This is a genomic window from Pedobacter frigidisoli, from assembly GCF_032678525.1.
Lineage (GTDB): Bacteria > Bacteroidota > Bacteroidia > Sphingobacteriales > Sphingobacteriaceae > Pedobacter > Pedobacter frigidisoli_A.
In genome coordinates, this window is sequence record NZ_JAVTSE010000008.1 from 91,743 (window position 1) to 117,855 (window position 26,113).

Consider the following 26,113-nt stretch of genomic DNA (forward strand, 5'->3'; position numbering starts at 1 on the left):
CAAAATGTGATTAGTCATTTGTTCGGCGGTGTTTGAGAAAATAAACGCCGAGATTTCCTGCAATGATGATGTGATTAAAAATATTAGGAATTAACCCATAATATTTGGTAAAGATGTTAAAACGCTCCTTTAAACTTTCTCGATGTTTTTTCTTGCTCATGCCACCAACGAGATACTTGGCCACGTAGCGGTGAACATTAACAATGTTTGATGCTTTTTTCGCCGCCTTTATGATCCAGTCGATATCCGAACTGTATTTATAACGTAAATCATATGGCGTAACAATACTCCTTCTGATGTATATCGCCTGGTGGCTGATGTTCATGCCATATTTAAAACTCGTCCAATCAAAATGCTCCGGTGCTTCATGCCTTCTTCTTCCCAGGTTTTCCCAGTTATCATTGTACATTTCGGTTTCCCCATAATAAATATCTGCTCCTGGTGCCGAATCAAAAACATCCTCAACCGTATGTTCATCGTAGATCTCATCGCCCGAATTCATGAACAAAACATAATCACCCGTAGCCAATGCAAGGCCTTTGTTCATCGCATCATAAATTCCTTTGTCAGGCTCCGAAACAATTTTAGAGATTTGTGTTTGATACCTGTTAACCACTTCCAGCGTACCATCAGTTGATGCCCCATCAATTACAATATATTCGATGCTTTTGCAGGTTTGATTGATAATCGACTTTATCGTTCGTTCAATGTCGCGGACGTTATTATATACGATGGTGATGATGGTCAGTTTAGGCATTGCTATATTTTTTCATTTGGCTAGTCGAAACGCTATAAATTTAGCAAAGATTTGTCGGGTTTGTATGCCCTCAAATAAATTGGAATGTAAAGATTAAATTAATCTTCAAGTCAAAACTATTTTGGTTGCAAATCAATCAGGGTTTCGTACAGGTGAATGTGTTCAGCAGCAATAACCTCTTCCGAAAAATCTGCCAGAATACTTAGCCTTGCTGCTTTTTGTATCTCTTCCTTATTCGGGCGGTGGTAAAGCCATTCAATTCCATTTGCCAGATCTCGGGCATTTTCATATTCTGCCAGGTAACCATTCTGCATGTGCTTTACCATATCGGGGATTCCACCTGTAGTAAAAGCAATCACCGGAGTGGCACAAGCCAGACTTTCCATCACCGTATTGGGTAAATTGTCTTCGAGGGATGGTGTAATAAAAGCATCGGCAGCCGAATAACACTTTGCTAAATGATCATCTTTATTTATTGTACCCAAAAAGGTTGTCTTAAAGGGGAATTCAGGCATTTCCGCATTTTCTTTATTGCCAAAAATAACCAGTTCAATATTTGCTTTGTTAATTCCTGATCTTTTGGATAAGATTTCCAATGCTTTAATCAAATAAGGCGTTCCCTTATGCTTATCATTTTTTGACGGCATAAATCCACTCATCAACACAAATTTATCCGGATTGATTTTTAATATTTTCTTCGCTTCAGCTTTTACATAAGGTTTGAAAATATTGGTTTCTATTGTATTGGGGATCACGGAAGTTTTTCGCGTACCTAATAAACTGCTAAACTTGACCGACTTAGCCATCCACTTACTCGGTGCCACAATATGAAAATTAAGTTCACTATAAGCCTTTTGTTTACGTTGCCAGGTCTTGTGTGAAATATCATCATCACCACTCATTTTCAGAATCGGACAATTGCCACATTGCTGATGGAAATTTTCACAGCCATAACGCACATGGCAACCGCCTGTAAATGCATTGCTGTCGTGGAAAGTCCACACAATGGGTTTCTCCAGCTCGTCAAGCTCAGCTAAAAACTTCGGGGTTAAAAAACCATGGTTTACCCAATGCAAATGTATGATGTCGGCACCCTTAACAGCAGGATGATTTTTAACCGATCGCCCGAACCACTGCAAACTAAAAGGGGTTTTAACGGATTTGCTCAGCCATTTGGCATAATATCTTTCCGAGAAGATATTGAAAACTGCCTTCGCTCTCTGAAAAGGAGACTTGCTGAAAGTATCAATCTCTGGATTGTTTCCAAATTTATAATACACCAGTACTTTCGATTCAATACCATTTGCATTCAAGGCGTCGCTCAGGCGAAGGCAGGCTCTGCCAGCTCCGCCATTTCCATCATAGGTATTTAAGTGTACTACTTTCAAATCGACCAAAAATACATTTTATTGTTCACGAATATAAAATCTGTTGCGTAATTTCAACCTAATTTTAAGCCAACAAACCAAAATCATGATCAAAACCCTGTTAAAATCGCTTACGGCAATAGCGTTTTTGCTGCCATGTTATTCATTTGCTCAAAATCAAACCTATTTTGCTTCCTATCCAGCATTAACGCCCGATGCGCAGACTATAGTATTCAGTTATGATGGCGATATCTGGAAAGTTCCGGTTAAAGGTGGGGTGGCTTCCCGGATTACCGCACTACAGGGCGAAGAAATCAATCCAAAAGTTTCTCCCGATGGCAAATGGCTGGCATTTTCATCCAATCAGTTTGGTAATAATGATGTATACGTAATGCCCATCAATGGAGGTGATATCAGGCAGCTAACCTTTAATGACGCTTCTGATGAAGTGGATAACTGGAGCTGGGATTCCAAAACCATCTATTTTACTTCAGGAAGGTATAATTCTTTTTCCAGTTATAAGGTGGATGTGAATGGTGGAAGTGCAGTCCGCTTATTTGATAACTACTTCAATACCACACACCATATCGCTGAATCGCCAACAGGCGAACTGTTTTTCAACGATACCTGGGAAAGTTACCGCTTTCCTAACCGCAAGCATTATAAAGGTGCCTATAATCCGGATATTCAGTCCTACAACCCTAAAACCAAAACATACAAACGATATACTGATTATATCGGGAAAGACTTCTGGACGAGCGTTGATCAAAAGGGAAATATCTTTTTTGTATCCGATGAGGGCAATGAGGAATATAATCTTTACACCTTCACCGGTGGAAAGAAAACAGGTTTAACTAAGTTTGATACCTCCATTAAAAGACCTTTCGTAGCTGCAAACGGCACTGTTGTCGTTTTTGAAAAAGACTATCAGCTATATACTTATGATGTAAATACCAGAAAAACAGAGAAGGTGAGCATCAGTACATCCAGAAACCAGGTATTAAGTAAAGAACAGGAGTATGATGTACGGGCAAACATCTCTGCTTTTGATGCATCCACCGATGGTAAAAAGATTGTATTCGTTTCGCGTGGAGAAGTATTTGTAAGTGATGCCGACGGAAAATTCATCCGTAAAATTACCAATAGTGGAGAAAGGGCGATGGAATGTAAATGGCTGGCTGATAATAAGACAATCCTCTTTAGCCAAACGGCAGATGGCTATCAAAATTGGTTCACCATTGCTGGTGACGGTAAAGGAACGGTTAAACAACTGACTAAAGACAAGGCCAATAACCGGGATATCAGCCTGAATAAGAGTAAAACCATGGCGGTTTATCTAAGCGGTAGAAATGAGTTGAAATTAATGGACCTTAAAACTTTTGACAGTAAAACGGTGGTCACAGATGAATTCTGGGCATTTCAAAATTCAGCACCCGGTTTCTCTCCGAATGGTGAATACCTGCTGTTTACTGTGTATAGAAATTTTGAACAGGATATCGTAGTACACAATATCAAACAAAATAAAACCATTAATTTAACCAACACAGGGGTTACCGAAACGGGACCTTCCTGGTCGCCCGATGGAAAATATATATTTTTTACCAGTGCCCGAACTAAACCATCTTATCCTACCGGGATGTCTAATGCGCATATCTACCGGATGGCGTTGAACAATTATGATGAGCCTTACCGTTCTGATAAGTTTGATGATCTCTTTAAAGAAACGAAGCCTGCAGAAGTAAAGCCCGTTGTTGATGATAAAAGCAAAAAGGGAAAAGCCGATACCAGTAAAAAGAAAGCCGGGGTAAAGCCAACTCCAAAACCTGCAAGCGTAATTGCGATTAATACACAGGATATTTTAGATCGCATAGAGCTTGTTGGTCCGTCTTTTGGCGGACAGTATGGAACGGATGCCTTTGCAAAAGGCGATAAAACCTATGTTTTTTATACCTCTAATCACGAGGGAGGGGCACCTGGTTTGTATCGGACAACAATTGAAGCTTTCGAAGCCAATAAAACGGAAAAAGTAGCAGACGGAGGAGATTACAATATTGTTCAGGCTGGAGATAAGTTCTTTGTGCTCTCCCGTGGTGTTATCAATAAATACAACCTGGAGGCCAATAAACTGGATAAAATTGATCACGGATATAAATTTACCAGAAACCTCAATGCTGAGTTTAATCAGATGTTCTATGAAACCTGGGTAGGGCTGGATGAAAATTTTTATGATGAGAAGTTTCATGGTGTAGACTGGGATAAAATGAGAACACGCTATGCCGCTTATCTTCCTTACGTAAATAACCGCAGTGATTTGAGGATTTTGCTCAATGATATGTTAGGAGAGCTAAATTCATCACACATGGGTTTCAACAGCACCGGGGTAGAAGAACGCAAAAATCTGAATTATGTAACCAATGAAACCGGGATCGTGTTCGATAATGAGCACCCACTGAAAGTTGAACGGATAGCCGCTAAAAGCAATGCCGCACGCACAGGTACAAATATTTTAGCCGGTGACATCCTGACTCAGGTGAACGGGATTAAAGTAGATGCAAAAACAGACCGTGATTATTATTTCAGCAAACCATCATTGGATAAAGAGATGAGCTTAACCTTCAACCGAAATGGTAAAGAGATATATGTAAATATACATCCCGAAAGCTCCGGCACCCTACGTGGAAACCTATACGATGAATGGATTACCAATAACCGCAAAAAGGTGGACAAATGGGGCAATAACCGAATTGCTTATTCGTACATGAAAAATATGAGTGGGGGCGAGCTGGAATCTTTTCTATTGGATATGGTTGCACAGGAAGAAAACAAAGATGCGATCATTCTTGATCTTCGCTATAACACGGGTGGGAATGTACACGATGATGTGCTGAAGTTTCTCTCACAACGTCCATACCTGCAGTGGAAATATCGTGGCGGCAAACTCGCACCTCAAAGTAATTTTGGTCCTGCGGCAAAACCTATCGTGCTGTTGATCAATGAACAATCACTCAGTGATGCAGAAATGACGGCGGCAGGTTTTAAACAATTGAGGCTCGGTAAAATTATAGGTACGGAAACCTATCGCTGGATTATTTTCACTTCCGCTAAAGGACTTGTAGATGGGTCTTCATACCGCTTACCCTCCTGGGGTTGCTATACAATGGATGGGAAAAACCTCGAGAGTGAAGGCGTAAAGCCAGATGTTTTTGTTAAAAATACCTTCGAAGATCGTCTGGCAGACAAAGATCCTCAACTGGAAAAAGCGGTGGCAGAGATTCTAAAAGACCTGAAATAATTTAAGTTGTGAATCGTTTAAACGGGTTAATGTTGAAAGCAATGATGCTGTTGCCATTAACCCGTTCATCATTTTATACAGTTAAACAAATTTTCCGTTTCTTTGAACCCGTATTCAATTTAAAACATGGCAAATTTATTAACCGACAGGGCTTTTTGGGTAAATTATTGGGAAAGTAAAAAAGGGCTTGCGGTTCAGCTACCTGCAAATTATTTATTTCATCGTCAGCTGGCTGAAATTGTAGATGAAGGAAATGTTAAAACCGCGATTGAACTCGGGGGTTTTCCCGGCTATTATGCTGTTTTCCTTAAGAAATATCTAAAACTTGACGTAACACTTTTAGATTATTTCGTTCATCCACCGGTGGTGCAGGCACTTTTAGAGAAAAATGATTTGAAACCTGATGATATACATGTCATCGAGACAGATCTCTTTAATTATCAGCCTGCTGAACAATATGATCTGGTACTAAGCTGCGGTTTGATTGAGCATTTCAATGATACAGCAGACATCATCCACAGACATATTTCTTTTGTGAAACCAGGTGGAACATTGTTTATTACCCTGCCTAATTTTAAAGCGGTTAACGGATGGTTCCAGAAGCAGTTTGACAAGGACAATTACGATAAACACAATATCGATAGTATGGATCCGCAGCTCTTGAAATCTATATGTGAAAAGGCCGGTTTGAAGGATGTAACCGCTGGTTATTTTGGACGCTTTAGCGTTTGGCTGGAGAATGAAGATCAAAAGTCTGCAGGCGTTCGCTTGCTGAAAAAAACAATCTGGTTAGCGGGTAAAGTTTTTACTAAAATTATTCCTTTTGAGAGCAAAAATTTATCACCATATATTATCTTAGTGGCGAAAAAATAATTACGCTCTATGTCAATCAGTTGGGGATACTCGCCAAAAATTGAAAAATTTATTCCCCTTGGCGATTTTGCTGCAGATAAGTACTTAATCGTTGCACAACAAGCGATTGAAAATCTGGGATGGAAGCTTAGTCACATTTCCCAAACCGGACTCATCGCTTACACGAATATCTCTTTTCAATCTTACAGCGAGGAAATTTCAATCAGAATCCATGGGAATTTTGCTGTAATCAAAAGTGAATGCGTGGGTATTCAGATGCTGTTTAACGATTATGGTAAGAATGACCTGAACCTGGAAAAGTTCTTTCATGAATTCGAATATGTTGAATTTCACCTGAAAGATGTGTGGGATGATCGCTTAACCAAATTCCATTCGCTGATTGCCAGGCAAGACGATCAGTATTTTGAGAAAGCCCCGCTGGCAACCAAGAATAAAATCAAGAATGTATTATACTTATTTTTCCCGCAGAAAGGCTATACGGTAACGCCAATTCTGGTGCTGCTCAACATCATCTGTTTTTTTGCCATTTCTATCTTATACGTGATATATTTCAGGTATCTCCTCATTACCCAAGGCAGAGTCACCGATAGTTATACGCTAAGTTTGAAAGCAAAAGCTTTTAAAAACATACTCAGTCTGGATTACCGCAATACCATATTCAACGGCCAGCTTTGGCGCCTGATCAGCTATCAGTTCAGTCACGGGTCTATATCACATCTCCTCTTTAATATGTATGCCCTGGTTTATCTCGGCTTAATGATTGAAAATAAACTGGGCTGGAAAAAATTTATTTTTATTTACCTGTTAAGTGGTGTTTGTGGCGGACTGGTGAGTTTGTGGTTTCATCCAGATCAATTTATTCTGGGTGCCTCTGGTCCGATCATGGGATTATTTGGTGCATTCCTTGCCCTGCTCATCAATAAAACATTCGAAAAAAAGGCCACACAGGCATTATTGATCAGTACGCTGATCGTTTCCGTATTTGTGCTGATTAATGGTGCATTTGGAAAGCGGGTTGATAATGCAGCGCACATTGGTGGGTTTATCTCTGGTTTTGCATTTTGTTACCTGTTTAGCTTTAAACCGACGCATGAAGACGCATTGAAAGACTGGGCAAGGTACGCTGTAAATTTTGTTGTTTTCGCATTGTTTTTCAGCGCAGTATTAACATTTATTCCCAGGTACCAGACAGAAGACTTTAAAGCATTAAATGAGAAATTCAACAGCAATATGGATTACCTTAATGCAATCACCCGCTTAAAAATTGATTTGCCGAAGGATTCAAAGTTAAAATCAATTAAAGAAGATGGTATTATCCCTATGGAGCGAAATCTCCAGATCATTAAACAGATGGATGCTTTAGTGCTGAAGAGTGAGGATTCAAAACAGCGTGATAAAAAAGTAAGGCTCGGCAAGATATCTTACCGGGCAGTTATGCTGATGTATAGGGATATAAAAGGAGATAGTACCTATCGCTATAGCAAGGAAACGTCGAAAGCACTGGGTAGTGTTTTCAGGATCCTTTACGATCGCGAGGAGACTAAATAGCTTTTTTATACAAACCTATTTCACTAAGGGTAATACAAACCGGAGATTTGGTAATATTGATTCTCACTTTATTGGTCTTAACCGGCTGGTCAAGTTGAATCAACCTTTTGGCGCCGATGCTTGTGCCATCAAAAACTTTATTCCAATGCTTATCCTGCAGAACCTCGATAGTGTATGCCTCGATTCTTTGCCCTAAAGGAATGTATTCCTGAAGGCTTATAATGTCGAAAGTTTTTTCAGTTTTCAGGTCGATTTCAATATTGGCTTTATGGGTATTGTCTTGTGTTGCCCAATAACTTTCCTTCTTTCCATCCAATACATTTTTGGCGGCGAAAATGTTACTGCGAACATTGCTGGCGGTAATCTGAGCGCCTTTGGCAAGATTATTTGCAAAGGTGTGTTTCACTATATTGCCAAATTCGGTTAAAGCCTTTACGTCATCATCATGCAACTGTCCTCTGGTATCGGGTGCTAAACCCAGGTCCAGTCCTGCTCCACGGCCTACACTTTTCAAATATAGGTCAAATAAAACCTCCGGAGTTTTAGGTTTTTCCGTCGGATGGTAAAACCAGCCTTTACGCAAAGGAACATCACACTCTGCTGGCATCCAGAACTTTCCGTTCCTGATACCGGCAGGGCTCTGCGGGTAGTTAGCCTGCCCGGGTACTGCAACATTTTTTCCATCAGGTGCCATTGGTGTAAAAGTAGCCCAGCTGGTTTCTGCTGCATGGCCATCTTCATTACCCACCCAGCGAATGTCCAGGCCAATATCACTAAATATGTTTGCTGTAGGTTGCAATTTTCTGGTAATGCCCCAGGTATTATTCCAGTCGTAATATGTGGTATTATCTATTGATCTTTTTTCCCTAGCACCACCATAGTAACCGTCGCCACCATTTGCGCCATCATGCCAGCTCATAAATAACGGTCCATAATCGGAATATAGTTCTGTAAGTTGGGCCTGGTATATGGCGAGATACTTATCGGTTCCGTACAAGGCACTATTCCTGTCCCATGGCGAGCAGTAAACGCCAAATTTTAAACCATTTTTGCGCGCAGCCGATTCTACCTCTTTCACCAGGTTTCCTTTCCCGTTTCTGAAAGGGCTTTTGCTAATGTTATACTCAGTAGTTTTGGTCGGCCATAGCGCAAAACCATCGTGGTGTTTGGCTACCAGTATAATGCCCTTCAAACCACCCGCTTTAGCCGCCTGAATAATTTGTGTCGCATTAAAGTCACTTGGATTAAATGTCTTGGGATCTGCGTCACCAAAGCCCCATTCTTTGTTCTCGAAAGTAGTGGGGGTGAAGTGAATCAAACCATAAACTTCGATGTCATGCCACGCCAGTTGTCGTTTTGAGGGTACTGCACCATATGGTTCAGGCGCATTTTGTGCTAAGACATTACACGAGAGAAATAACAGTAAGATAAAAAAGGACTTCATAATTTGTTGCATAGTGAAGCCAAATTACAAAGAATAATCAATTTACTTTGAAAAATATTGTGCAAGTTTCTCTCTGACAAAGCGCTTGACTCTGATCATCATATTCCCTTTACGATGGGTGAGGAAACTTTTTATCGCTTTAAAAGCCTGCTTGTTTTCTTCAATGCTGTCCGGAAATTCGGTAACCGGCTTTGGGTTAATGATGACATTGTAGATGTCGTTGATCCCCGAATGTACACCTGTACCATCGTGACCGATATTATTCACCAATGATTGAGCAGGATTTAATGTGAGGCCACCTTTAAGAAAAATCGACGCATACCAGCGGATCGCCCAGCTATTATTTTTACCCTTTTTAAACTCCTGCATCTGTTTCCAGAAGTTCATCTTATGATCAATGGAAAAGGCCGCTCTTTTCTTCTTATCAAACTGTTTGATCAGGATATCAATATCGGGTTCAAAGTTCTTCCAAGCCCTGTCCCAGGTTGCCCAGCCCCAGCTGGTAGCCGCCCGGTAAAAAAATGTCTGAGGCAAGTTAACATCTTTCAGTGGATACATGTAAGCCCCAATATGCATTACTTTTTCTTCCTCACGATAGCGGTTCAAGGCATCGTTAAAATAAGTCAATGTATGTGGCGAGCTTACCAGGTCATCTTCAAATACAATCACCTGCCCGTATTCAGCAATCAGCTCACTCACACCAGCAATTACCGAATTGGCTAACCCAGCGTTCTCTTTGCGTGCAATTACCTTTACAGATTTAAATCCGTCTACCTCATTAATAATGGCCCTTACCTCAGCTACTTTTTCTTCGTCTGCTTTGGTTTTGGCCCCATCAGAGAAAATAAATAATCTGCTTTTTCCAGCCAGTTCATTCTGCTGTAAGAATTGAAGCGTCCGCTCAGTGTGCTGCGGACGGTTGTAAACAAAAAGGGCTATCGGGGCAAGGTTTTGCATGTATATGTTACCAGTTGAGTTAGTTAAGAATTATTGACTTTAAAATGCTAAATAAAATTCTTAATACTGTTTTTTAATATTTACCATATAAGGAATTTAAGAATCATTTAAGTTATTGGCCTAAAAAATCCTTTCATATAATTTGTTAACATATGTCCTTTGTCCTTCCTTGAAAATATGAGTGCAATTGAAATTAATTATCAAGCCCATTGGTTGGTTTAGTAGTTTCATGTAAGTAAGAAGTTGTGCAATGTGAATAGGGGCGATGTTACTTACTGATTTCAGTTCAACAACTAAAGTATTTTCAACAAGTAAATCACACCTTAAATCAGCTTCAATTTGCAGCCCTTTGTAATCTATTGGAATACTGAGTTCCGTCGCAAATTGAATATCTCTTCTTTCCAACTCGTGCATCATACATTTATGATAGGTACATTCCAGTAATCCTGGGCCTAATGCTTTATGGACCTCAATCGCACAGCCGTTTACCTTGTAAACTAACTCATTTAAATAATCTCTCGTTAAATAATTCATAATTAAAATGATAAAATGAAATTTTAAAGGGAGATTTAAATGCAAAGTTATACTACATAAGCTTATATTTCCTTACATTTCTTATATGTTTAATTCAATATGTTAAAATATATGTAAATTCTGATCAGATTTTTTTGTCAGCACTGTATAGGCATTTGCAAACTGCTCCTGCTTTTTGCGGCCAAGCAATGCACCAAGCGTTTTTTTGATATTGTATTCCAGCTCAATTTTCAGGTTCCTTATCAAAGACTTTGGTGCTCTCTTGTTTACAAACTCATTAAACTTTACCGTCTCTGTCGCCGTCATTGACACCTTATCTTCCAGGATTTCCAGGCCTTCACTTTGCAACAAAAACCGAAGTGAAGTAGGCGTGTACATATTGATATGACCATAATCCAGGAAATGTTTCATACGGTTGTCAACACCATAACGATAATCTTTAGGGACTTCCACAACAATATACCTGGCCACCCTTTTTAGCTCACGAATCAGTATGCGTTCATGCTCCACATGTTCCAGTACATGTGCCAGAATAATCAAATCGAAGCTGTCATCTTCGTAAGGGATTTTGTAGCCATCAAAACTTTGTACTTCTTTCAGCAACGATAGCTTTCGTCTTTTGATCAGATCAACCCCACTTTCAGCAATTTCAAGGGCATAAAGCTCCGGCGCGAAATTCCAGTCGTTCAAAAAGTGAAGAATACTGCCATCACCTGCACCAACTTCCAACACCTTTCTTGGTTTGATGGCGGCGCAAACATCCACAATATTTTTCGCTTTATATTTAGCGCCAAGCATCCGCCATGCCACATCACTATTGGTGTAGAAATTATCGTAAGCAGTTTTTACCTCTTCGCTTAACATATTGATGAAGTTAGATGCCTAAACAGTTATTTGGCTTATAAAAAACTGATGTAGCCTTTTCATAAAATAGTCCAGGGGAGATGCCGCTAAAGCTGATTTCCTTAAAACCCTGTTCCTTTAATAAAACCCGTGCAGGTTCATAAACGTCACGTTCGCTATCATCTAAAACGACTACTCCGTTTTCAGATAAAGCGGCCAGGCTATACCGGCAGCAACGTACCCTGTCGCGACCATCAACGATGATGATATCGAACTTTTTATGGAGTAATGTTGCTTTCCTGGCGTATTCGCCGTCGCGTTGTAGTTCGCAGAATATCATCTCGGCATTCGCAGGGCTGGTGCCTTTCACTTTATTGTACCAGTTCCTGTCGTGTTCAACAGAAGTAACCGAAGCCGCCTTTTGTGCATAGAAGATGGTGGAGTTTCCTGAACCATATTCAAAAATATGGTGCGATTTATTAATGCGTTCCCTGATGAAATCAATAAAGGAATAGGTAACCCAGGGTAGGGCTTTACCCTCGCCGTCTACTGCCTGTTTTTGATCAAAGGCGGTAAACCAGCCGATGCTGTTCAGGTAGCCCTTGTGCCCGTATGATAGTAGCGCTTTTAGTCTACCCGGTTTCCCGATAAGTGTAGTTAATGCTTTTAAGGTACTCAACGTTTGAATATTTTTTGAAATGTGGTGATCAAAAATAATGATTTTAACATCATTATTCCCTGCTGACGCGTTTTCGGGATCAATAAAAGATAAAAGGTTGAAACAAAGCAAGCTATTAACGTGGCAATAGAGGCGCCAATACCTGCATACTTCGGAATCAACCATAAGTTTAATAATATATTAATTAATGCACCACAAGCTGTCCTATAGAATGAGATCCTGGTGTATCCCTCTGCGATGAGGTATTGCGAGCTCGCACTTCCCAAAAAGACGAATATCCCTGACCAGATATGAATCGAGAGCATTACGCCCGCACCTTCAAACTGATTTGAATACAGTAGGTGAATGATAAAATCGGCAGTAAAGCTGATGAAAATTCCCACTGGCAAACAGATATAAACCAGTAAATCATACAAGTTTCCCAATCTCTTGTGGTAACGCGCTATGTCGGTTTTTCGGGCATTGATTAAAGCAGGAAATACAGATGTAACAATGGCAACCGGTATAAAATACCATGCCTCGCTTAAATTAGCTGCGGCACTGTAAATCCCTACGGCTTTACTTCCCATTTCTTTCAGCATGACTACATCTATTTTCATGTAAATGGAAACCATTACCGCAGAAAGGATGAGGGGCGCGGATTGTTTTAATAATGATTTAGCTCTTTCCCCATCATAATGCCATTGAAAGATGCTAAATCCCTGTTTTTGGTAGACAATGATCAGTCCGATAGCCAGGATCAGGCCATCGAAAACCAATGCCATTACAATATATATTAATGGAAGGCCTAAATAAATCAGAATAAGTTTAATCGCTGCCGAAATGATCAGGCATATATTTTGAACCTGCACAACATACTTGGATTGAACTTGCGATTGAAAGTAGGCATCAATGACATTAAATGACTTAAAAAAAGAAGCAAGAGCCAACAAACCAACCATTATCGTCAACGGTTCACCCGGATTTTTCGATGTCTCGTGGCTAATATAGTATATTCCCATGGCCACTGGAATGGCTGCGGCATTCGTCAATAACCGAAGCCAAAGAGAAGTGCCGAGTATTTCATCTCGTTGCTTGGGTTCTTTTATTATTTCCCTGATAATAAAGGTATCCAGACCAAGTGCCCCAACAGCAGCCAGTATAGCAACAAGAGACAATCCAAAACTAAGATCGCCAAATAGACCCGGCCCAAGGTATCTGGCGATGAATAAGCCCACTAGCAAGCTCAACACCTTGCCAAACATCAGCCATCCAGTATTCTTTAAATACTTGTTAAACGCCTCCTCATCAAAACCTTTTATACCGGGTAATTTCATTAACGCAAATATGTAAAAAATGTGCGGTAATTAGCTAAGTGGTGCGCCCACCGCAATATCGCAGCGATGACCGGGCTCTCCGTGTTTGGGATTCAACTTTACCCCGGTTTTAGCTTCAAGAGATCCTGCTTCTGCAGCAGGCGGTGCAGGGGTTTGCGAAACAGCAGTAGTTTTAACTGCCACGGGCTTCGAGGTCAGTGGGGCGCCCACGGCAATATCGCAACGGTGGTTGGGTTGTCCGTGCGGTGGGTTCATGCCTTTTGCCACTTTCACCGTCGACACCTGAGTCACTACCGGTTGTGGCGTTGTGGCCTGTGCAACCTGAACAGGTTTTGAATCTAAGGGTGCACCTACGGCAATGTCACATCTGTGGCCAGGTTCACCATGCTTGGGATTTAGCTTTTTTCCTTTTGCATCCACAGTCGCTGGTACAACAGGAGGTGGAGTGGCCTTTGTGCTTACTTGTGCCTGGGCAGGTGCACTCTGGTTCAGCGGAGCACCAACAGCTAAGGCACAGGTATGTCCCGGCTGGCCATGTGGCGGATTAAAAATTAAATTACTTTTAGTTGTAGCAGTTTGGGGCGTCGGATTGGAAACTTGTTGCAAGCCCTGCAATCCACCGGGTGTGGCGATTAGACTTTGTGAAGTTTCTTTTTTCTCCCCTTTGCAGCTGCAAAATAGCACTAATGCCAGGAGATAGGTAAACTGCTTCATAAGCGTAGGTTTTAGATTTACCCAAATATGGCGAAATAATTTCAGCCTTTAAAACTTTGCTCAATACGGTTTAACTGTTTGAGATGATGTTTCAAATGAATCCCTATAAACCTAAACCATTGTTGAGCATTTAAATAACCCAGGCGTGGATGTGGCGTTTTAATACGTTTGTTTGCTTTACTCACATTTGGATAGGCATGCTCAAGTGCTTTTTCAAATTCTAAGATAAAATCCAGTGCTTCAGTTTTCGATATTTTCTTTACGCGGTCAATCAACCGTTTAGGCACTTTATATTTTTGAGCAGGTGGAAAAGCTCCAAAAAACAAAATCACTTTTACCGCAAAATGTGTAGGCTTATCTTCACCTTTCCCTTTGATGCAATTTTCGAGGGCAATCAGGGATAATAAACTGGAATCAAAAATATGGGAATATACCTCACTATAACTCCAGCCATCTATCGGCGGGGTAAGTTGGAAAATATCCTCAGGATAAGAAGATAGTTTTGCCTTATACGCTTTAACAATGTGATGTAAAGACGCCCGGATTTTTGCAGCTGTCATTTAATAAATATAAGTTAATTATTAGAATAGCTGCAAGAGTTCCCTTAAATGGAAAATTTCTCTTTCCACATCGGCTGGTTTGTCTTTCTTTAATGGGTTAAAGAAAATGGTATCCATGCCAAATCCCATCGCACCGTAAATGTCTGCTTCCAGACTGTCGCCAATCATAATGCTCTCTACTTTCAGGGCCTGTGCTTTGTCCAGTGCATATTCAAAAATCAAAGGGTTTGGTTTATTTACCCCCACATCTTCAGATATGATCACGTGCTCAAAATATGGATTCAGATTGGAAAGATCCATTTTAGTTAATGTGGTCTCTTTAAATCCATTTGAAATGATATGTAGCGTATATTTTTGCTGAAGATAACTTAATACCTCCTCAGCGGCTTCAAACAGATTGGTTTTTGTAGGAGATATACTCACATAATCATTTTCAAACTGATGTGGAACCAGGTCCGGCTGAATACCCAGCTGGATAAAAGTTTTGCTAAACCGTTCTGATCTCAGGAAGTCTTTGGTAATTTTTCCCAGATGATAATCTGCCCAAAGCTGATGATTATTTTCTGTATAAGTACTAATAAAGTCTTCACAAGAGTTTAAGCCAAGTGAACACAAATCGTAAGTGTGATAAAGCTCTTTTAAAGTCTCTTCTGCGTTTCGGTCAAAATCCCAGATGGTATGATCCAGGTCGAAGAAAATGTGTTGTTTATTTGAAAGTTGCAATATTTTATCGTTTAGGTTTAAACTTTAGTTCCATAAGCCAAATCCCCCGCATCACCCAGTCCGGGAACAATATAAGATTTACTGGTCATCTCCTCATCTATGGCGCCAAGCCAAAGCTTTGCCTTGGGTAAATTGGCCCTAACGTGTGCAACACCCTCTGTGCTGGCTATTGCTGCAACAATGTGCAGCTCTGCAATTTTGTAGCGGTTAATTAATTCCTTACAGCACATCACCATACTTTGTCCCGTTGCCAGCATCGGATCTGCCATAATCAATATGCGCCCGTCCAGCTCAGGCGTAGACACATAATCCATCTGGATGATAAAGTCGCCGTTTTTTTCTGTTTTGCGGTAAGCGGAAATAAAGCAACAATCCGATTGATCAAAAATGTTAAGCAGCCCCTGCTGTAAAGGTAAACCCGCCCTTAGGATCGTGGCTAATACAGGTTGTTGCGCCAATACTTCGCATGTTGAAAGCCCAAGTGGAGTAGTAACTTCTTTTTGAATGTAGGTTAGTGATTTACTGATCTCATAGGCAAAAAACTCACCAATGCGCTCCATATTCTTCCGAAAACGCATAGCGTCCTTTTGGATGTTTTCATCGCGAAGTTCGGCGATAAATGTATTGGCAATAGATTTTGTTTTACTCAGGTCAAAAATCATCGTTGGTTTTTTAAGCTTAATACAATCTGCCTAAATTAACAATTAATGGTCGAACATGGTTTAACAAATCTGATTAATCAGCCACCTCAGTTAGCAGCAGGTTAAAAAGCGTGTTAAGTTTTTTATACTTTGGATTGGCCGACAAACTTTTCAGGTTCCAGCAGGAAAGGAATGCCCCGTCAACTAATTTCACGGCCTTAATGTAAGCCGTGATTTCATTTTTAGCATCAGCCGGACTTAAATACTGTAGCTGTGTATCAGTTATGCAATAAGAATGAATCATCAAGGCGGTTACTTTCTCCAGTTGCAGGTCGTACCAGTTGAATGGCGTAGCTGTGCCGGCCCTGAAACCCGGAGCCTCCTGATATCCCATGGAATAATCAGCCAGTACACCCAGATTCAGAATGTTTAAATAACAGATCGGGAATTTCAACGGTTCGAGTTGCTGACTAATCGGAATAATCTGTTCGGGCAAAAGCTCCCTAAGCAGGCTCAGATCATTTTTAATCGCCGTAGTTTTTTCTTTATCACTGGCGCAGGGGCGAAGCAATCCCACTGGAGCTTTGCTGAAGCCTTCGGCAAGATGTGCTTTATGGATATAATCTGATGAAATGTGAGGAATACTGATAAAGAACACCGGCTTGCCGCTTTTTTTTGCAAATCTGGTTTTCAATTGTTCAAGGACCATTTCATTCTTCACCCTTACTCCGGTAAACTCATCAAACTTTGAGCTGATGTAGTTATTCTCCTTTTGAAACAGGCTGCTGAAAACAAACCTGGTCTTATTTAGAAATCCATCGGGAATATCAGGTGTAAGATTAAAATTCAGCGCTGGTTGTGAGGAGAAGCTTTTTCCGGGGAACCTGAAGTCGGGGTATTTTTTTTTGATAATACTCTTTAAAATCATTGCCCACTCGTCAATGATTGGTCTTTCCAGTACTTTCCATTTATGCTGAAGGCTCATCACCGGCTTGAACCCTTCTACGGTTTTCTGCTGATGGAGATATTCCTCATAGCGCGTAACGATAAAAAAAGATGCAGCAAACACATCAAATGGCAAAGCGGAATCCTCAACCGGAAATGGTGCTTTATATTCGTAAAATTCAGTGCTTTTTACCTTTATCTCCTCCAGTTTATTAGAAAACAATAACGAAGTACTTTTGAAAAACAGCTCATCCGCCAGCGGATGATCACCGTAGCTTATCTTGTATTGTGGGCTTTGCGAGAAATACTGTGCATTACCTGTAAATTCGACTTCTGCCTTCAAAATATCTTTAAATATAAAATTGAAGATATATTTTATCCGGGGGGTAAGCAGCTTGGAAAAAACGATCAGGTGCATAACTTAATTATCAAAGGAACTTAAAAGTGATACAACAACATTTAGCAACTAATATTACGCTATTGTAAGATCAAGATAATAAATTTAACATTATTTTAATGCTAACCTAATATCTATTACAAAAATTACACTCAAAAGTTTGCCGAAAACTGCTTGTCAGGATAAAGGATTTTGCTGCTCTTTCTGATGTTACCCTTTACTAAATGCACTATACTCATCTGATCATCAAACATATCGTAAAGAATGGTATTCGTCACCTCAAGCGATTTTACTCCTGATACCTTTTCCACTTCCAGGTAAATATTGGTGGCTTCATGGTCAATTTCGAAACCCAGGTAATTCATTTTTACGCTCTTACCATTTGCGTTGACCGAGAGGTGGGCGATAATGTATTTCTTCACCAGCTCATCCATTGCAACCTTCATGGCCGGGTTCGATAAATCTGTTTTCTGTTTATAGTTCTTCGCCAGTATCGATTCGAAGTCATCAGAAAAAACCCTGCAGCTCACTTCCAGGCTTTTCTCCTTCGCGTTAAAACTTACTTCAGTTGTACTCACATGCAGGGGATGTTTATCGCTTTTCGACAATCCAAAAAATAAGAAAGTCAGGATTATGGTAACAAATTTGGTGTTTAACACATGCATTTGATTGGATTTTGTACTATTTTATAATTAAAACTCTAATTTTAAGCTTTCAAAAGTAACTAAAAGCAAAATACAAACGCTCATTTGTTTATAATGCCGATGCAGGATTTTATTTTTTACTTCAAACTGGGGTGGGAACACATTATCAGTGCCGATGCTTTAGATCACCAGCTGTTTATTCTGGCGCTTGTTGCCATTTACAGTTATACCAATCTTAAGCAGGTGTTAATTTTAGTTACTGCCTTTACCATCGGTCACTCTGCCACATTACTGTTAAGCGTGCTCGATATCATCAGGTTTGAAAATAAATGGGTAGAATTTTTAATTCCCTGTACCATTGTAATTACGGCGTTAAGCAACCTGTTCAGGAAGAATTTTTCTTTAAAGTCTGTAAAGATCAATTACTTTTTTGCCCTTGGATTCGGTTTAATCCACGGAATGGGCTTTGCAAACTCCATCCGGATCATGCTGGCAAAAGATCAGCAGCTGGGATGGGGCCTGTTTGGCTTTAACATGGGCCTGGAAGCCGGACAGATTTTTGTCGTATTAATTATTCTGCTGATTACTTTTATTATATTTAACTATACAAAAATCAAACGCATGAGCTGGGTGTTGTTTATCTCTGCAGGCGTATTTTCCCTCGCACTAAAAATGGCTTTAGAGCGCATCCCTTTTTAACTAACTAAGAACAAATGAATAAATTATTTACAATCACCACCAGTCTGCTGCTCCTTTCGGGGGGGATGACGATGGCGCAGAACATTCAGAACAATCCCGGTAGCAACCATGGAAATAAGTTTGAGCAGCTGGGCACCATTTTACCAACCCCTAATGAGCAGCGTACAGCCAGCGGTGCGCCGGGCGTTAAATATTGGCAGCAGCGTGCCGATTATAACATCAAGTGCGAACTGGATGAGAAAAACCTGTTGTTAACAGGATCTGAAACGGTAACGTATACCAACAATTCACCTGATCCCTTAACCTATATCTGGTTGCAATTAGATGAAAACGAACACAGCACCAGCAAAAGTTCCAATTATCAGGATGCCACCAAAATGCCTGCTGCAGGTACTATCCAATCTTTAGACCAGTTGAGTTCTAAAGCAGATAACGGTTATGGTATTAATATCACCAAACTTAGCGATGCAACAGGTAAGAGTTTAAAATATACGGTGAACAAAACCATGATGAGGATTGACTTGCCTGTGGCTTTAAGAACGGGTCAGAAATTCATCTTCAATGTCGACTGGAACTATAAAATTACCGACAGGATGAGCGTTGGCGGTCGTGGCGGATATGAGTTTTTCCCTGCCGACGGCAATTATTTATTCACCATGACGCAATGGTACCCACGTTTATGTGTGTATAGCGATTTCCAGGGCTGGCAAAATCATCAGTTTACCGGAAGGGGAGAGTTTGCCTTAACCTTTGGTGATTTCAAGGTACAAATGACCGTTCCTGCCGATCACCTGATTGGTTCAACCGGAGAATGTATCAACTATAGCGCAGTGTTGTCTCCAACACAGTTAAGCCGTTACAACACCGCAAAAACGGCTTCTGCTCCGGTAGAAATCCAGACTTTAGCCGAAGCTAAACTTGCTGAAGCTAAAAAATCAACAGCTAAAAAAACCTGGGTATTCAATGCCAACAACGTTCGTGACTTCGCATGGACATCTTCCCGTAAATTCATCTGGGATGCCATGCCTCAAAAAATACAAGCCAACAACAACACCGTAATGTGTATGAGTTTCTACGGTAAAGAAGCCTATAACTTATATAGCAAGTTTTCTACCCGTGCAGTAGCGCATACCATTAAAACCTATTCTGATTTCACTATTCCTTATCCTTATCCTGTTGCGCAAAGTATCGAAGCGGCTAATGGTATGGAATATCCAATGATCTGTTTCAACTATGGCCGTACCGATGCTGACGGAACTTATAGCGAAAGCACTAAAAACGGTATGTTGGGGGTAATTATTCACGAGGTTGGTCACAACTTCTTCCCGATGATCGTAAATAGCGACGAACGTCAGTGGACCTGGATGGATGAAGGTTTGAACTCTTTCGTTGAGTACTTAACAGAAGAACTATGGGATAATAAATTTCCAAGTAAAAAAGGCCCTGCTTATACCATTGTTGATTACATGAAATTACCAAAGGACGAGCTGGAACCGATCATGACCAACTCAGAAAACATTGCACGTTTCGGTCCGAATGCCTATTCTAAACCTGCCACTGGTTTGAATATTCTTCGTGAAACCATTATGGGCAGGGAGTTATTTGATTATGCTTTTAAAGAGTATGCCAGAAGGTGGGCTTTCAAACACCCTGAACCTGCAGATTTATTCCGTACTATGGAAGATGCCAGTGGTGAGGATTTAGATTGGTTCTGGAGAGGCTGGTTCTATGGAACAGAACCTTGTGATATTGCTCTGGACAGCGTAAAATTTGCAAAAGCAGATTTTCCTAAAGATGTTCCTGCCGCCAGATCAAGAATGGTAAAAATTGATAAACCTGCTGTGAATGCTTTTGAAGATATTTCAAAAATCAGAAACCGTGAAGATAAAAAGATCGGTTTTTATGTCGATAAAAACACAGCCGCACAGGATTTTTATTACAAGTACGACAGGGGAATGGTCAGCATCGATACTACCATTACCAATAAAGTAGAAATGGGGATGCCTTTTGAGGTTGTACCAGAGAGCGACCAGGCAAAATATAAAGACAAATTCCTGTATGAGTTGAGCTTTAGCAATAAGGGCGGTTTAGTGATGCCGGTTATTGTAGAGTTTACCTACAAGGATGGTACTAAAGAAATCGATCGTATTCCTGCACAAATCTGGAGACATAATGAATTGAAAACTTCAAAGTTTTATGTTAAAGATAAAGAGGTAGAATCTATTTTGGTTGATCCGCTTCGTGAAACTGCCGATATTGATACCACTAACAATACCTGGGGCGGTAAAGCCAAAGAAAGCAAGTTCAGGGCCTTCAAAGCCAAAACAGGTGGCGCCGTTAGAGGCCAGTCTGTGGGAGCCAACCCAATGAAAGTTGCCGGAAGCAAATAATTACTGAAGTTAAAATTTTAAATCCCCCGCTGAAGACAAATCAGCGGGGGATTTTCATTTGTATGGCTTCCATCTATGCCAGGAAAATTGTATCGCTATTTTGAAATCACATAGCTTCTATTTTGAAATTACATAGATTTTGTATTACGATACAACAGGTGTGTTAAACTATCCTGACTTTAATCTGTTATCACCTCTGTTCTTTAAATCGTATATTTGATACAACGATGAAATTCAAAATCACTTCAGAATATAAACCCACCGGAGATCAGCCTACGGCAATTAAACAACTGGTAGATGGTGTTAATGCAAATGAGCACTATCAAACACTGCTGGGCGTTACCGGGTCAGGAAAAACTTTTACTGTAGCCAATGTAATTGAGCAAACACAAAAGCCAACGCTCATATTAAGTCACAATAAAACCCTTGCAGCGCAGCTTTATGGTGAATTTAAAAACTTTTTCCCGGAAAATTCGGTCAATTACTTTGTATCCTATTACGATTACTATCAGCCGGAAGCCTTTATCGCTTCAAGCAATACCTACATCGAGAAAGATTTAAGTATTAATGAAGAAATCGAAAAGCTACGTTTAAGAACCACCTCTTCGCTGATGAGTGGAAGAAGGGACATTATCGTGGTTTCGTCAATTTCCTGTATTTACGGTATGGGTAATCCGGAAGATTTCTCCCGGATGGTTTTCCGCTTTGCTGTGGGGCTGAGAATATCCAGGAATGCCTTTTTACATAGTCTGGTTGAGATTTTATATTCCCGAACCACTACTGAATTTAAACGCGGTACCTTCAGGGTCAAAGGCGATACCGTTGATATTTTTCCGGCCTACCTGGATTATGCCTACCGGATATCATTCTTTGGCGATGATATTGAAGAGCTGTCAGCGATTGATCCGGTAAGCGGAAAAACACTGGAAAAGCTCGAAGATATGGCCATTTATCCGGCCAATCTCTTCGTTACACCAAAAGACCGTTTTAATCAGTCTATCTGGGGCATTCAGGAAGAACTGGAAGTGAGGAAAAATCAGCTGATAGGCGATAAACATTTACTGGAAGCGAAGCGCCTGGAAGAACGAACCAATTTCGATATCGAAATGATGAAGGAACTGGGTTATTGCTCGGGTATCGAAAACTATTCGCGCTTTTTTGACGGCAGACAGCCCGGTATGCGCCCATTCTGCCTGCTCGATTATTTTCCTGATGACTACCTGATGGTGATTGACGAGAGCCATGTTACGGTTCCGCAAATCAGAGCCATGTACGGTGGAGACCGGTCGCGGAAATTATCACTCGTGGAATATGGCTTCCGTTTACCGGCAGCTTTAGATAACCGCCCGTTAAACTTCAATGAGTTTGAAGCCCTGGCGCCGCAAACGATATATGTTAGTGCCACACCAGCTGAATACGAACTGGAAAAATCTGAAGGGGTAGTGGTCGAACAGGTGATTCGTCCAACAGGTTTGCTAGATCCTGTCATTGAAATCCGACCGGCTATAAACCAGGTTGATGATCTGTTAGATGAGATCGATCTGACCATTAAAGACGGAGGGCGTATTCTGGTGACTACCCTCACCAAACGCATGGCAGAAGAGCTGACTAAATACCTCGACCGCTTAAATATCAAAACCCGGTACATCCACTCCGAAATCAAAACGCTGGAAAGGGTAGAGATCCTTCGTGGACTGCGCCTGGGTGAATTTGATGTGCTGGTAGGGATCAACTTGCTCAGAGAGGGGCTGGATTTACCGGAAGTAACTTTGGTGGCCATCCTCGATGCAGATAAAGAAGGTTTCCTCCGCTCTGAAAAATCGTTGATTCAAACCATTGGTCGCGCCGCCCGTAACGATAGGGGAAGGGTAATTATGTACGCCGACGGGATAACAGAGAGTATGGAGAAAACCATCGACGAAACCAACCGCCGCAGGGAAAAGCAAATTGCCTATAACCTGGAACATGGGATTACCCCTAAAACGGTCGGAAAATCGAGGGAAGCCATCCTGGAACAAACTTCTGTGCTAGATTTCTCTCAGAAAGCCAGCGACAATAAAGCAAGGGCATATGTGGAGAATGCGGAAATCAGCATCGCTGCCGACCCCATCGTACAATATATGGGTAAAGCCGAACTGCAAAAAGCCATCGACAATACCCGGAAAGATATGCAGAAAGCAGCTAAGGAAATGGACTTTCTACAAGCCGCAAAACTGCGTGATGAAATGTTTGCCCTGGAGAAAATGTATAATGAAAAGTTCGCGAAATGAGTATAGCACTTCATCCGGATTACCCGGAGTTATTCTCATTGAAATAAAATTCTGATCTTTGCCTATTATTAAAACATAGTATTATGAATGGTCAAAACAGAAAAGATATTTACCCGGGACTCGAAGTAGGAATTATATTGAAGAAAGATCAGCGGTCAGGCGTAATTACTTACGGTGTAGTTCAAAATCTGTTAACTTCATCCGCCTTTCATTCGAGGGGTATTAAAGTCAGACTCGAGGATGGACAGATCGGGAGGGTAGCGGAGATTGTTGAAGATTGAAGGCCAGCAATGGTAGCTAATACAGCTCGATTACGTAACATTTTGTAATGAAAAAGCAATTAAAGGCCTAAAAAGTAACAAAATAAAAATTGCGACGTCTATATTTGTATTAACAGTAATTAAAAGAAATGGGATTAATTAAATTCATATTCATCGCTATATTGGTACTTTGGATCATCAGAATGCTGATCAAACTGATATTGCCGATGCTTTTCAGTAACCTTGTCAGTAAAGCCCAGCAACAGGCCGGCGGACAAGGACAACAACAAAAGCGTTCAAAGCCGGAAGGTTCTATATCAATCGATTACATGCCGCCCCAGCAAACAGGTAAAACCGATAAACTCGGTGATTTTGTAGATTACGAAGAAGTTAAATAATTTTAAGGTAGGAGTATCAGGTATTCATGCCTGATACTAATGCCTATTTAAACACTTTCAAAACCGATCCCCAGAACCAGCTCTCTTCTGCCTTCAGCATCGCCTCAAAGGTCTTGTCAACATTCACAGCCAGTTTATTAATATCCGTAATCGACTTTTTGAAAGTGGTATAGTTCGGATCCTTTTCATCACCCTCCACAGCGGATAATTCCCCGAGAATCTTCAGCACCGGCTCCAGCTCGCGTTTTTTACGTTCTTTGGCCACTTGACGGGAAATGTTCCACACATCTTTGTCCGCAAAGAAATATTCTTTCCGCTCTCCGGCTTTGTGTTGCTTTTCAATCAAACCCCAGCCAATTAAATCGCGAAGGGTCATATTGGCATTACCCCTGGAAATACTCAAACTTTCCATAATGTCTTCAGTGGTCAGCGCCTCCGGAGAGATCAGCAGCAGTGCATGAACCTGCGCCATGGTGCGGTTGATTCCCCATTCCGAGCCCAGCTTTCCCCAGGCCTCTATAAATTTAAGTTTCGCTGCAGCTAATTCCATAGCTAAAGATAACCCATAATTTTTATGTTTTCAAAAATTATTGAAAGTTTATCTATCTCGGTAAGTCTGCTGAATCCACCTGATATTCCCGGCTTGAAATTACCTTATCTTTTCCCGCTGAATCTCGTCAGTCAAAGACTGCATCGATTCAACTTCCTTCAATTCTTGCAACAATTTTTTCTGACTGCCATCAAAATAAACCGATAGCTCCACCACGGGCAGCGCCATTTTAGGCTCGAACATAGTACCGGCTGCAAAACCAGGCTCGTTATTTTTTGCCCGGTCGCGGTCGAACTGCACTGTGGTATTTACATATTCTTCATGCTGTTTTTTGCCTTCCATATAAGGAAGCAACCATTCAACAGATTTCCTGATCGAGGCGCCTTTAGGCGATTCGTAGCTATAAAAGTTTGATCCCTTTGCCCGGTCGATGATGATGGCCAGCTTTAGCATGGGCTGCAGGTCGTAAATATGGTAATGCATGGCATCACGCTCTTTAAAATCAAGGCTTGTTCCGTCAGCATATAAGTTGATGTCGATGTGGCTTTTCAGGTTATCTATGGTCCATTGAATCAGCTCCCGGTTATCTATGGCATAAGCAATCTCTCCGACAACTTTTAACCGGTGCGCGTTCCAGTTATTGATAGCGGTAGCCCTTCCTGGTTTCATCCGCACACTGTTCACCTCCGCCCACGCCGTTTCAGCAAGCCATTTCGTAATCACCTCACGATCTTTGACTGCAAGATTATCTTTAACCAGGTCATAAGCCTCAACAGCTTTATCCACATTGGTATCATCAATCGGATTGCCATTCGGGCGGTTTATTTTTGCCCATGCCAGCAGAAACGAGGTGCTTTTATCCAGGTATTTTTGATCACCTGTTAACCGGTACAGCAATGCAAGGGTATACATTTTATCCATGTCCTGGAAAGCCAGCCATGTTTTTATCTTCTTTGGATTTCCTTTCAATAAACCTTCCGTCCTGATGGTATCTAAAGGATTAGGTGCTTCATTCAGGTATTTCGCCCCGGCCTGCTCAAACTTTGCGTAAGTATTTTTAGCTGCTGCATCTTGTTTAATCCATGCTTTCAGCTTTTTAATTTCTTTTGCGTTCAAACTTACCGTCTGACTGTAAGCAGCAAAATTGATTCCCGTAAAGAGACAGATCAAAGCAAAAATTCTCATTATAAATGGCTTAAATTTGATTATACTATATACAAAACTAATTATTTATTCGACGTGCATTTAATTTATTCCTTTTTTATACCGCCCAAATTTTTATTTTTGACCTTCGTTTAAACTTAAACAAACC

The 26,113-nt window shown here is 40.8% G+C and carries 24 protein-coding genes; 8 read left to right on the forward strand and 16 right to left on the reverse strand.

Annotated features, from left to right (window positions below):
- Positions 1-10: 10 nt before the first annotated feature.
- Positions 11-757 carry a glycosyltransferase family 2 protein gene (locus R2Q80_RS19175; protein WP_316801149.1) on the reverse strand — a complete coding sequence of 249 codons (747 nt, stop codon included), beginning with the start codon at positions 755-757 and terminating at the stop codon, positions 11-13.
- A 116-nt stretch (positions 758-873) separates the two neighbouring features.
- Positions 874-2,145 carry a glycosyltransferase gene (locus tag R2Q80_RS19180; RefSeq protein WP_316801150.1) on the reverse strand — a complete coding sequence of 424 codons (1,272 nt, stop codon included), beginning with the start codon at positions 2,143-2,145 and terminating at the stop codon, positions 874-876.
- Between the two features lie 85 nt (positions 2,146-2,230).
- Here R2Q80_RS19180 and R2Q80_RS19185 point away from each other — a divergent pair, with 85 nt between their 5' ends.
- The 3 genes from R2Q80_RS19185 to R2Q80_RS19195 all read left to right on the forward strand — a co-directional run bounded on the left by R2Q80_RS19185 (position 2,231) and on the right by R2Q80_RS19195 (position 7,837).
- The gene (locus R2Q80_RS19185; protein ID WP_316801151.1) at positions 2,231-5,416 is read left to right on the forward strand and encodes a S41 family peptidase; all 3,186 of its coding nucleotides are present in this window, start codon (positions 2,231-2,233) and stop codon (positions 5,414-5,416) included.
- A gap of 126 nt (positions 5,417-5,542) precedes the next feature.
- The gene (locus R2Q80_RS19190; protein WP_316801152.1) at positions 5,543-6,289 is read left to right on the forward strand and encodes a class I SAM-dependent methyltransferase; all 747 of its coding nucleotides are present in this window, start codon (positions 5,543-5,545) and stop codon (positions 6,287-6,289) included.
- Between the two features lie 9 nt (positions 6,290-6,298).
- Positions 6,299-7,837 carry a rhomboid family intramembrane serine protease gene (locus tag R2Q80_RS19195; RefSeq protein ID WP_316801153.1) on the forward strand — a complete coding sequence of 513 codons (1,539 nt, stop codon included), beginning with the start codon at positions 6,299-6,301 and terminating at the stop codon, positions 7,835-7,837.
- Here R2Q80_RS19195 and R2Q80_RS19200 read toward each other — a convergent pair.
- The 12 genes from R2Q80_RS19200 to R2Q80_RS19255 all read right to left on the reverse strand — a co-directional run bounded on the left by R2Q80_RS19200 (position 7,830) and on the right by R2Q80_RS19255 (position 18,255).
- Positions 7,830-9,281 carry an alpha-L-fucosidase gene (locus R2Q80_RS19200; protein ID WP_316801154.1) on the reverse strand — a complete coding sequence of 484 codons (1,452 nt, stop codon included), beginning with the start codon at positions 9,279-9,281 and terminating at the stop codon, positions 7,830-7,832. The genes R2Q80_RS19195 and R2Q80_RS19200 overlap by 8 nt on opposite strands.
- Positions 9,282-9,323: 42 nt before the next feature.
- A complete protein-coding gene (locus R2Q80_RS19205) occupies positions 9,324-10,238 on the reverse strand; it encodes a glycosyltransferase (protein ID WP_316801155.1) in 915 nt (304 codons plus the stop codon).
- A gap of 120 nt (positions 10,239-10,358) precedes the next feature.
- Positions 10,359-10,772 carry a GxxExxY protein gene (locus R2Q80_RS19210; protein WP_316801156.1) on the reverse strand — a complete coding sequence of 138 codons (414 nt, stop codon included), beginning with the start codon at positions 10,770-10,772 and terminating at the stop codon, positions 10,359-10,361.
- A 102-nt stretch (positions 10,773-10,874) separates the two neighbouring features.
- Positions 10,875-11,636 carry a class I SAM-dependent methyltransferase gene (locus R2Q80_RS19215; protein ID WP_316801157.1) on the reverse strand — a complete coding sequence of 254 codons (762 nt, stop codon included), beginning with the start codon at positions 11,634-11,636 and terminating at the stop codon, positions 10,875-10,877.
- Positions 11,637-11,646: 10 nt separating this feature from the next.
- The gene (locus R2Q80_RS19220; RefSeq protein WP_316801158.1) at positions 11,647-12,294 is read right to left on the reverse strand and encodes an FkbM family methyltransferase; all 648 of its coding nucleotides are present in this window, start codon (positions 12,292-12,294) and stop codon (positions 11,647-11,649) included.
- Complete coding sequence (locus R2Q80_RS19225) at positions 12,291-13,610, reverse strand: flippase (protein WP_316801159.1); 1,320 nt, start codon at positions 13,608-13,610, stop codon at positions 12,291-12,293. Before R2Q80_RS19225 ends, R2Q80_RS19220 begins: the two co-directional genes overlap by 4 nt.
- 30 nt (positions 13,611-13,640) lie before the next feature.
- On the reverse strand, positions 13,641-14,324 hold the full coding sequence (locus R2Q80_RS19230; protein WP_316801160.1) for a hypothetical protein: 684 nt from the start codon (positions 14,322-14,324) through the stop codon (positions 13,641-13,643).
- Between the two features lie 41 nt (positions 14,325-14,365).
- On the reverse strand, positions 14,366-14,884 hold the full coding sequence (locus R2Q80_RS19235) for a DinB family protein (RefSeq protein ID WP_316801161.1): 519 nt from the start codon (positions 14,882-14,884) through the stop codon (positions 14,366-14,368).
- Positions 14,885-14,905: 21 nt separating this feature from the next.
- Complete coding sequence (locus R2Q80_RS19240; RefSeq protein ID WP_316801162.1) at positions 14,906-15,607, reverse strand: YjjG family noncanonical pyrimidine nucleotidase; 702 nt, start codon at positions 15,605-15,607, stop codon at positions 14,906-14,908.
- A 17-nt stretch (positions 15,608-15,624) separates the two neighbouring features.
- A complete protein-coding gene (gene upp / locus R2Q80_RS19245; protein ID WP_316801163.1) occupies positions 15,625-16,269 on the reverse strand; it encodes a uracil phosphoribosyltransferase in 645 nt (214 codons plus the stop codon).
- Between the two features lie 73 nt (positions 16,270-16,342).
- Positions 16,343-17,536, reverse strand: coding sequence for a DUF7033 domain-containing protein (locus tag R2Q80_RS19250; RefSeq protein ID WP_316801164.1), 1,194 nt, complete (start codon positions 17,534-17,536; stop codon positions 16,343-16,345).
- Positions 17,537-17,742: 206 nt separating this feature from the next.
- Positions 17,743-18,255 carry a DUF6702 family protein gene (locus R2Q80_RS19255; protein WP_316801165.1) on the reverse strand — a complete coding sequence of 171 codons (513 nt, stop codon included), beginning with the start codon at positions 18,253-18,255 and terminating at the stop codon, positions 17,743-17,745.
- 99 nt (positions 18,256-18,354) lie between these two features.
- On the opposite strand from R2Q80_RS19255, the gene R2Q80_RS19260 reads away from it, so the two are divergent.
- The 5 genes from R2Q80_RS19260 (at position 18,355) to R2Q80_RS19280 (ending at position 24,251) form a co-directional block, all read left to right on the forward strand.
- Positions 18,355-18,933 (forward strand): HupE/UreJ family protein, encoded by a 579-nt coding sequence (locus R2Q80_RS19260; RefSeq protein WP_316801166.1) that lies wholly within the window; start codon positions 18,355-18,357, stop codon positions 18,931-18,933.
- Positions 18,934-18,947: 14 nt separating this feature from the next.
- On the forward strand, positions 18,948-21,323 hold the full coding sequence (locus tag R2Q80_RS19265) for a M1 family metallopeptidase (RefSeq protein WP_316801167.1): 2,376 nt from the start codon (positions 18,948-18,950) through the stop codon (positions 21,321-21,323).
- A 227-nt stretch (positions 21,324-21,550) separates the two neighbouring features.
- Positions 21,551-23,593, forward strand: a complete 2,043-nt coding sequence (gene uvrB, locus R2Q80_RS19270) for an excinuclease ABC subunit UvrB (RefSeq protein WP_316801168.1) — start codon at positions 21,551-21,553, stop codon at positions 23,591-23,593.
- 83 nt (positions 23,594-23,676) lie between these two features.
- Positions 23,677-23,874: a YwbE family protein gene (locus R2Q80_RS19275; protein ID WP_047800858.1), complete on the forward strand. Its 198-nt coding sequence runs from the start codon at positions 23,677-23,679 to the stop codon at positions 23,872-23,874.
- Between the two features lie 128 nt (positions 23,875-24,002).
- Entirely contained in the window at positions 24,003-24,251 is a 249-nt protein-coding gene (locus R2Q80_RS19280) for a DUF4834 family protein (RefSeq protein ID WP_047800857.1), read from the forward strand.
- A 43-nt stretch (positions 24,252-24,294) separates the two neighbouring features.
- On the opposite strand, the gene R2Q80_RS19285 is transcribed toward R2Q80_RS19280, so the two are convergent.
- Positions 24,295-24,801, reverse strand: coding sequence for a GbsR/MarR family transcriptional regulator (locus tag R2Q80_RS19285; protein ID WP_047800856.1), 507 nt, complete (start codon positions 24,799-24,801; stop codon positions 24,295-24,297).
- Between the two features lie 99 nt (positions 24,802-24,900).
- Positions 24,901-25,986 (reverse strand): alginate lyase family protein, encoded by a 1,086-nt coding sequence (locus tag R2Q80_RS19290; protein WP_316801169.1) that lies wholly within the window; start codon positions 25,984-25,986, stop codon positions 24,901-24,903.
- Positions 25,987-26,113: the final 127 nt, after the last annotated feature.

Bases quoted from the DNA above. Each gene is read 5' to 3' on its own strand.
- R2Q80_RS19175 (WP_316801149.1), bottom strand. From the start codon at position 757: ATGCCTAAACTGACCATCATCACCATCGTATATAATAACGTCCGCGAC.
- R2Q80_RS19185 (WP_316801151.1), top strand. From the start codon at position 2,231: ATGATCAAAACCCTGTTAAAATCGCTTACGGCAATAGCGTTTTTGCTG.
- R2Q80_RS19190 (WP_316801152.1), top strand. From the start codon at position 5,543: ATGGCAAATTTATTAACCGACAGGGCTTTTTGGGTAAATTATTGGGAA.
- R2Q80_RS19195 (WP_316801153.1), top strand. From the start codon at position 6,299: ATGTCAATCAGTTGGGGATACTCGCCAAAAATTGAAAAATTTATTCCC.
- R2Q80_RS19200 (WP_316801154.1), bottom strand. From the start codon at position 9,281: ATGAAGTCCTTTTTTATCTTACTGTTATTTCTCTCGTGTAATGTCTTA.
- R2Q80_RS19205 (WP_316801155.1), bottom strand. From the start codon at position 10,238: ATGCAAAACCTTGCCCCGATAGCCCTTTTTGTTTACAACCGTCCGCAG.
- R2Q80_RS19210 (WP_316801156.1), bottom strand. From the start codon at position 10,772: ATGAATTATTTAACGAGAGATTATTTAAATGAGTTAGTTTACAAGGTA.
- R2Q80_RS19215 (WP_316801157.1), bottom strand. From the start codon at position 11,636: ATGTTAAGCGAAGAGGTAAAAACTGCTTACGATAATTTCTACACCAAT.
- R2Q80_RS19225 (WP_316801159.1), bottom strand. From the start codon at position 13,610: ATGAAATTACCCGGTATAAAAGGTTTTGATGAGGAGGCGTTTAACAAG.
- R2Q80_RS19230 (WP_316801160.1), bottom strand. From the start codon at position 14,324: ATGAAGCAGTTTACCTATCTCCTGGCATTAGTGCTATTTTGCAGCTGC.
- R2Q80_RS19235 (WP_316801161.1), bottom strand. From the start codon at position 14,884: ATGACAGCTGCAAAAATCCGGGCGTCTTTACATCACATTGTTAAAGCG.
- upp (WP_316801163.1), bottom strand. From the start codon at position 16,269: ATGATTTTTGACCTGAGTAAAACAAAATCTATTGCCAATACATTTATC.
- R2Q80_RS19255 (WP_316801165.1), bottom strand. From the start codon at position 18,255: ATGCATGTGTTAAACACCAAATTTGTTACCATAATCCTGACTTTCTTA.
- R2Q80_RS19260 (WP_316801166.1), top strand. From the start codon at position 18,355: ATGCAGGATTTTATTTTTTACTTCAAACTGGGGTGGGAACACATTATC.
- R2Q80_RS19265 (WP_316801167.1), top strand. From the start codon at position 18,948: ATGAATAAATTATTTACAATCACCACCAGTCTGCTGCTCCTTTCGGGG.
- uvrB (WP_316801168.1), top strand. From the start codon at position 21,551: ATGAAATTCAAAATCACTTCAGAATATAAACCCACCGGAGATCAGCCT.
- R2Q80_RS19275 (WP_047800858.1), top strand. From the start codon at position 23,677: ATGAATGGTCAAAACAGAAAAGATATTTACCCGGGACTCGAAGTAGGA.
- R2Q80_RS19280 (WP_047800857.1), top strand. From the start codon at position 24,003: ATGGGATTAATTAAATTCATATTCATCGCTATATTGGTACTTTGGATC.
- R2Q80_RS19285 (WP_047800856.1), bottom strand. From the start codon at position 24,801: ATGGAATTAGCTGCAGCGAAACTTAAATTTATAGAGGCCTGGGGAAAG.
- R2Q80_RS19290 (WP_316801169.1), bottom strand. From the start codon at position 25,986: ATGAGAATTTTTGCTTTGATCTGTCTCTTTACGGGAATCAATTTTGCT.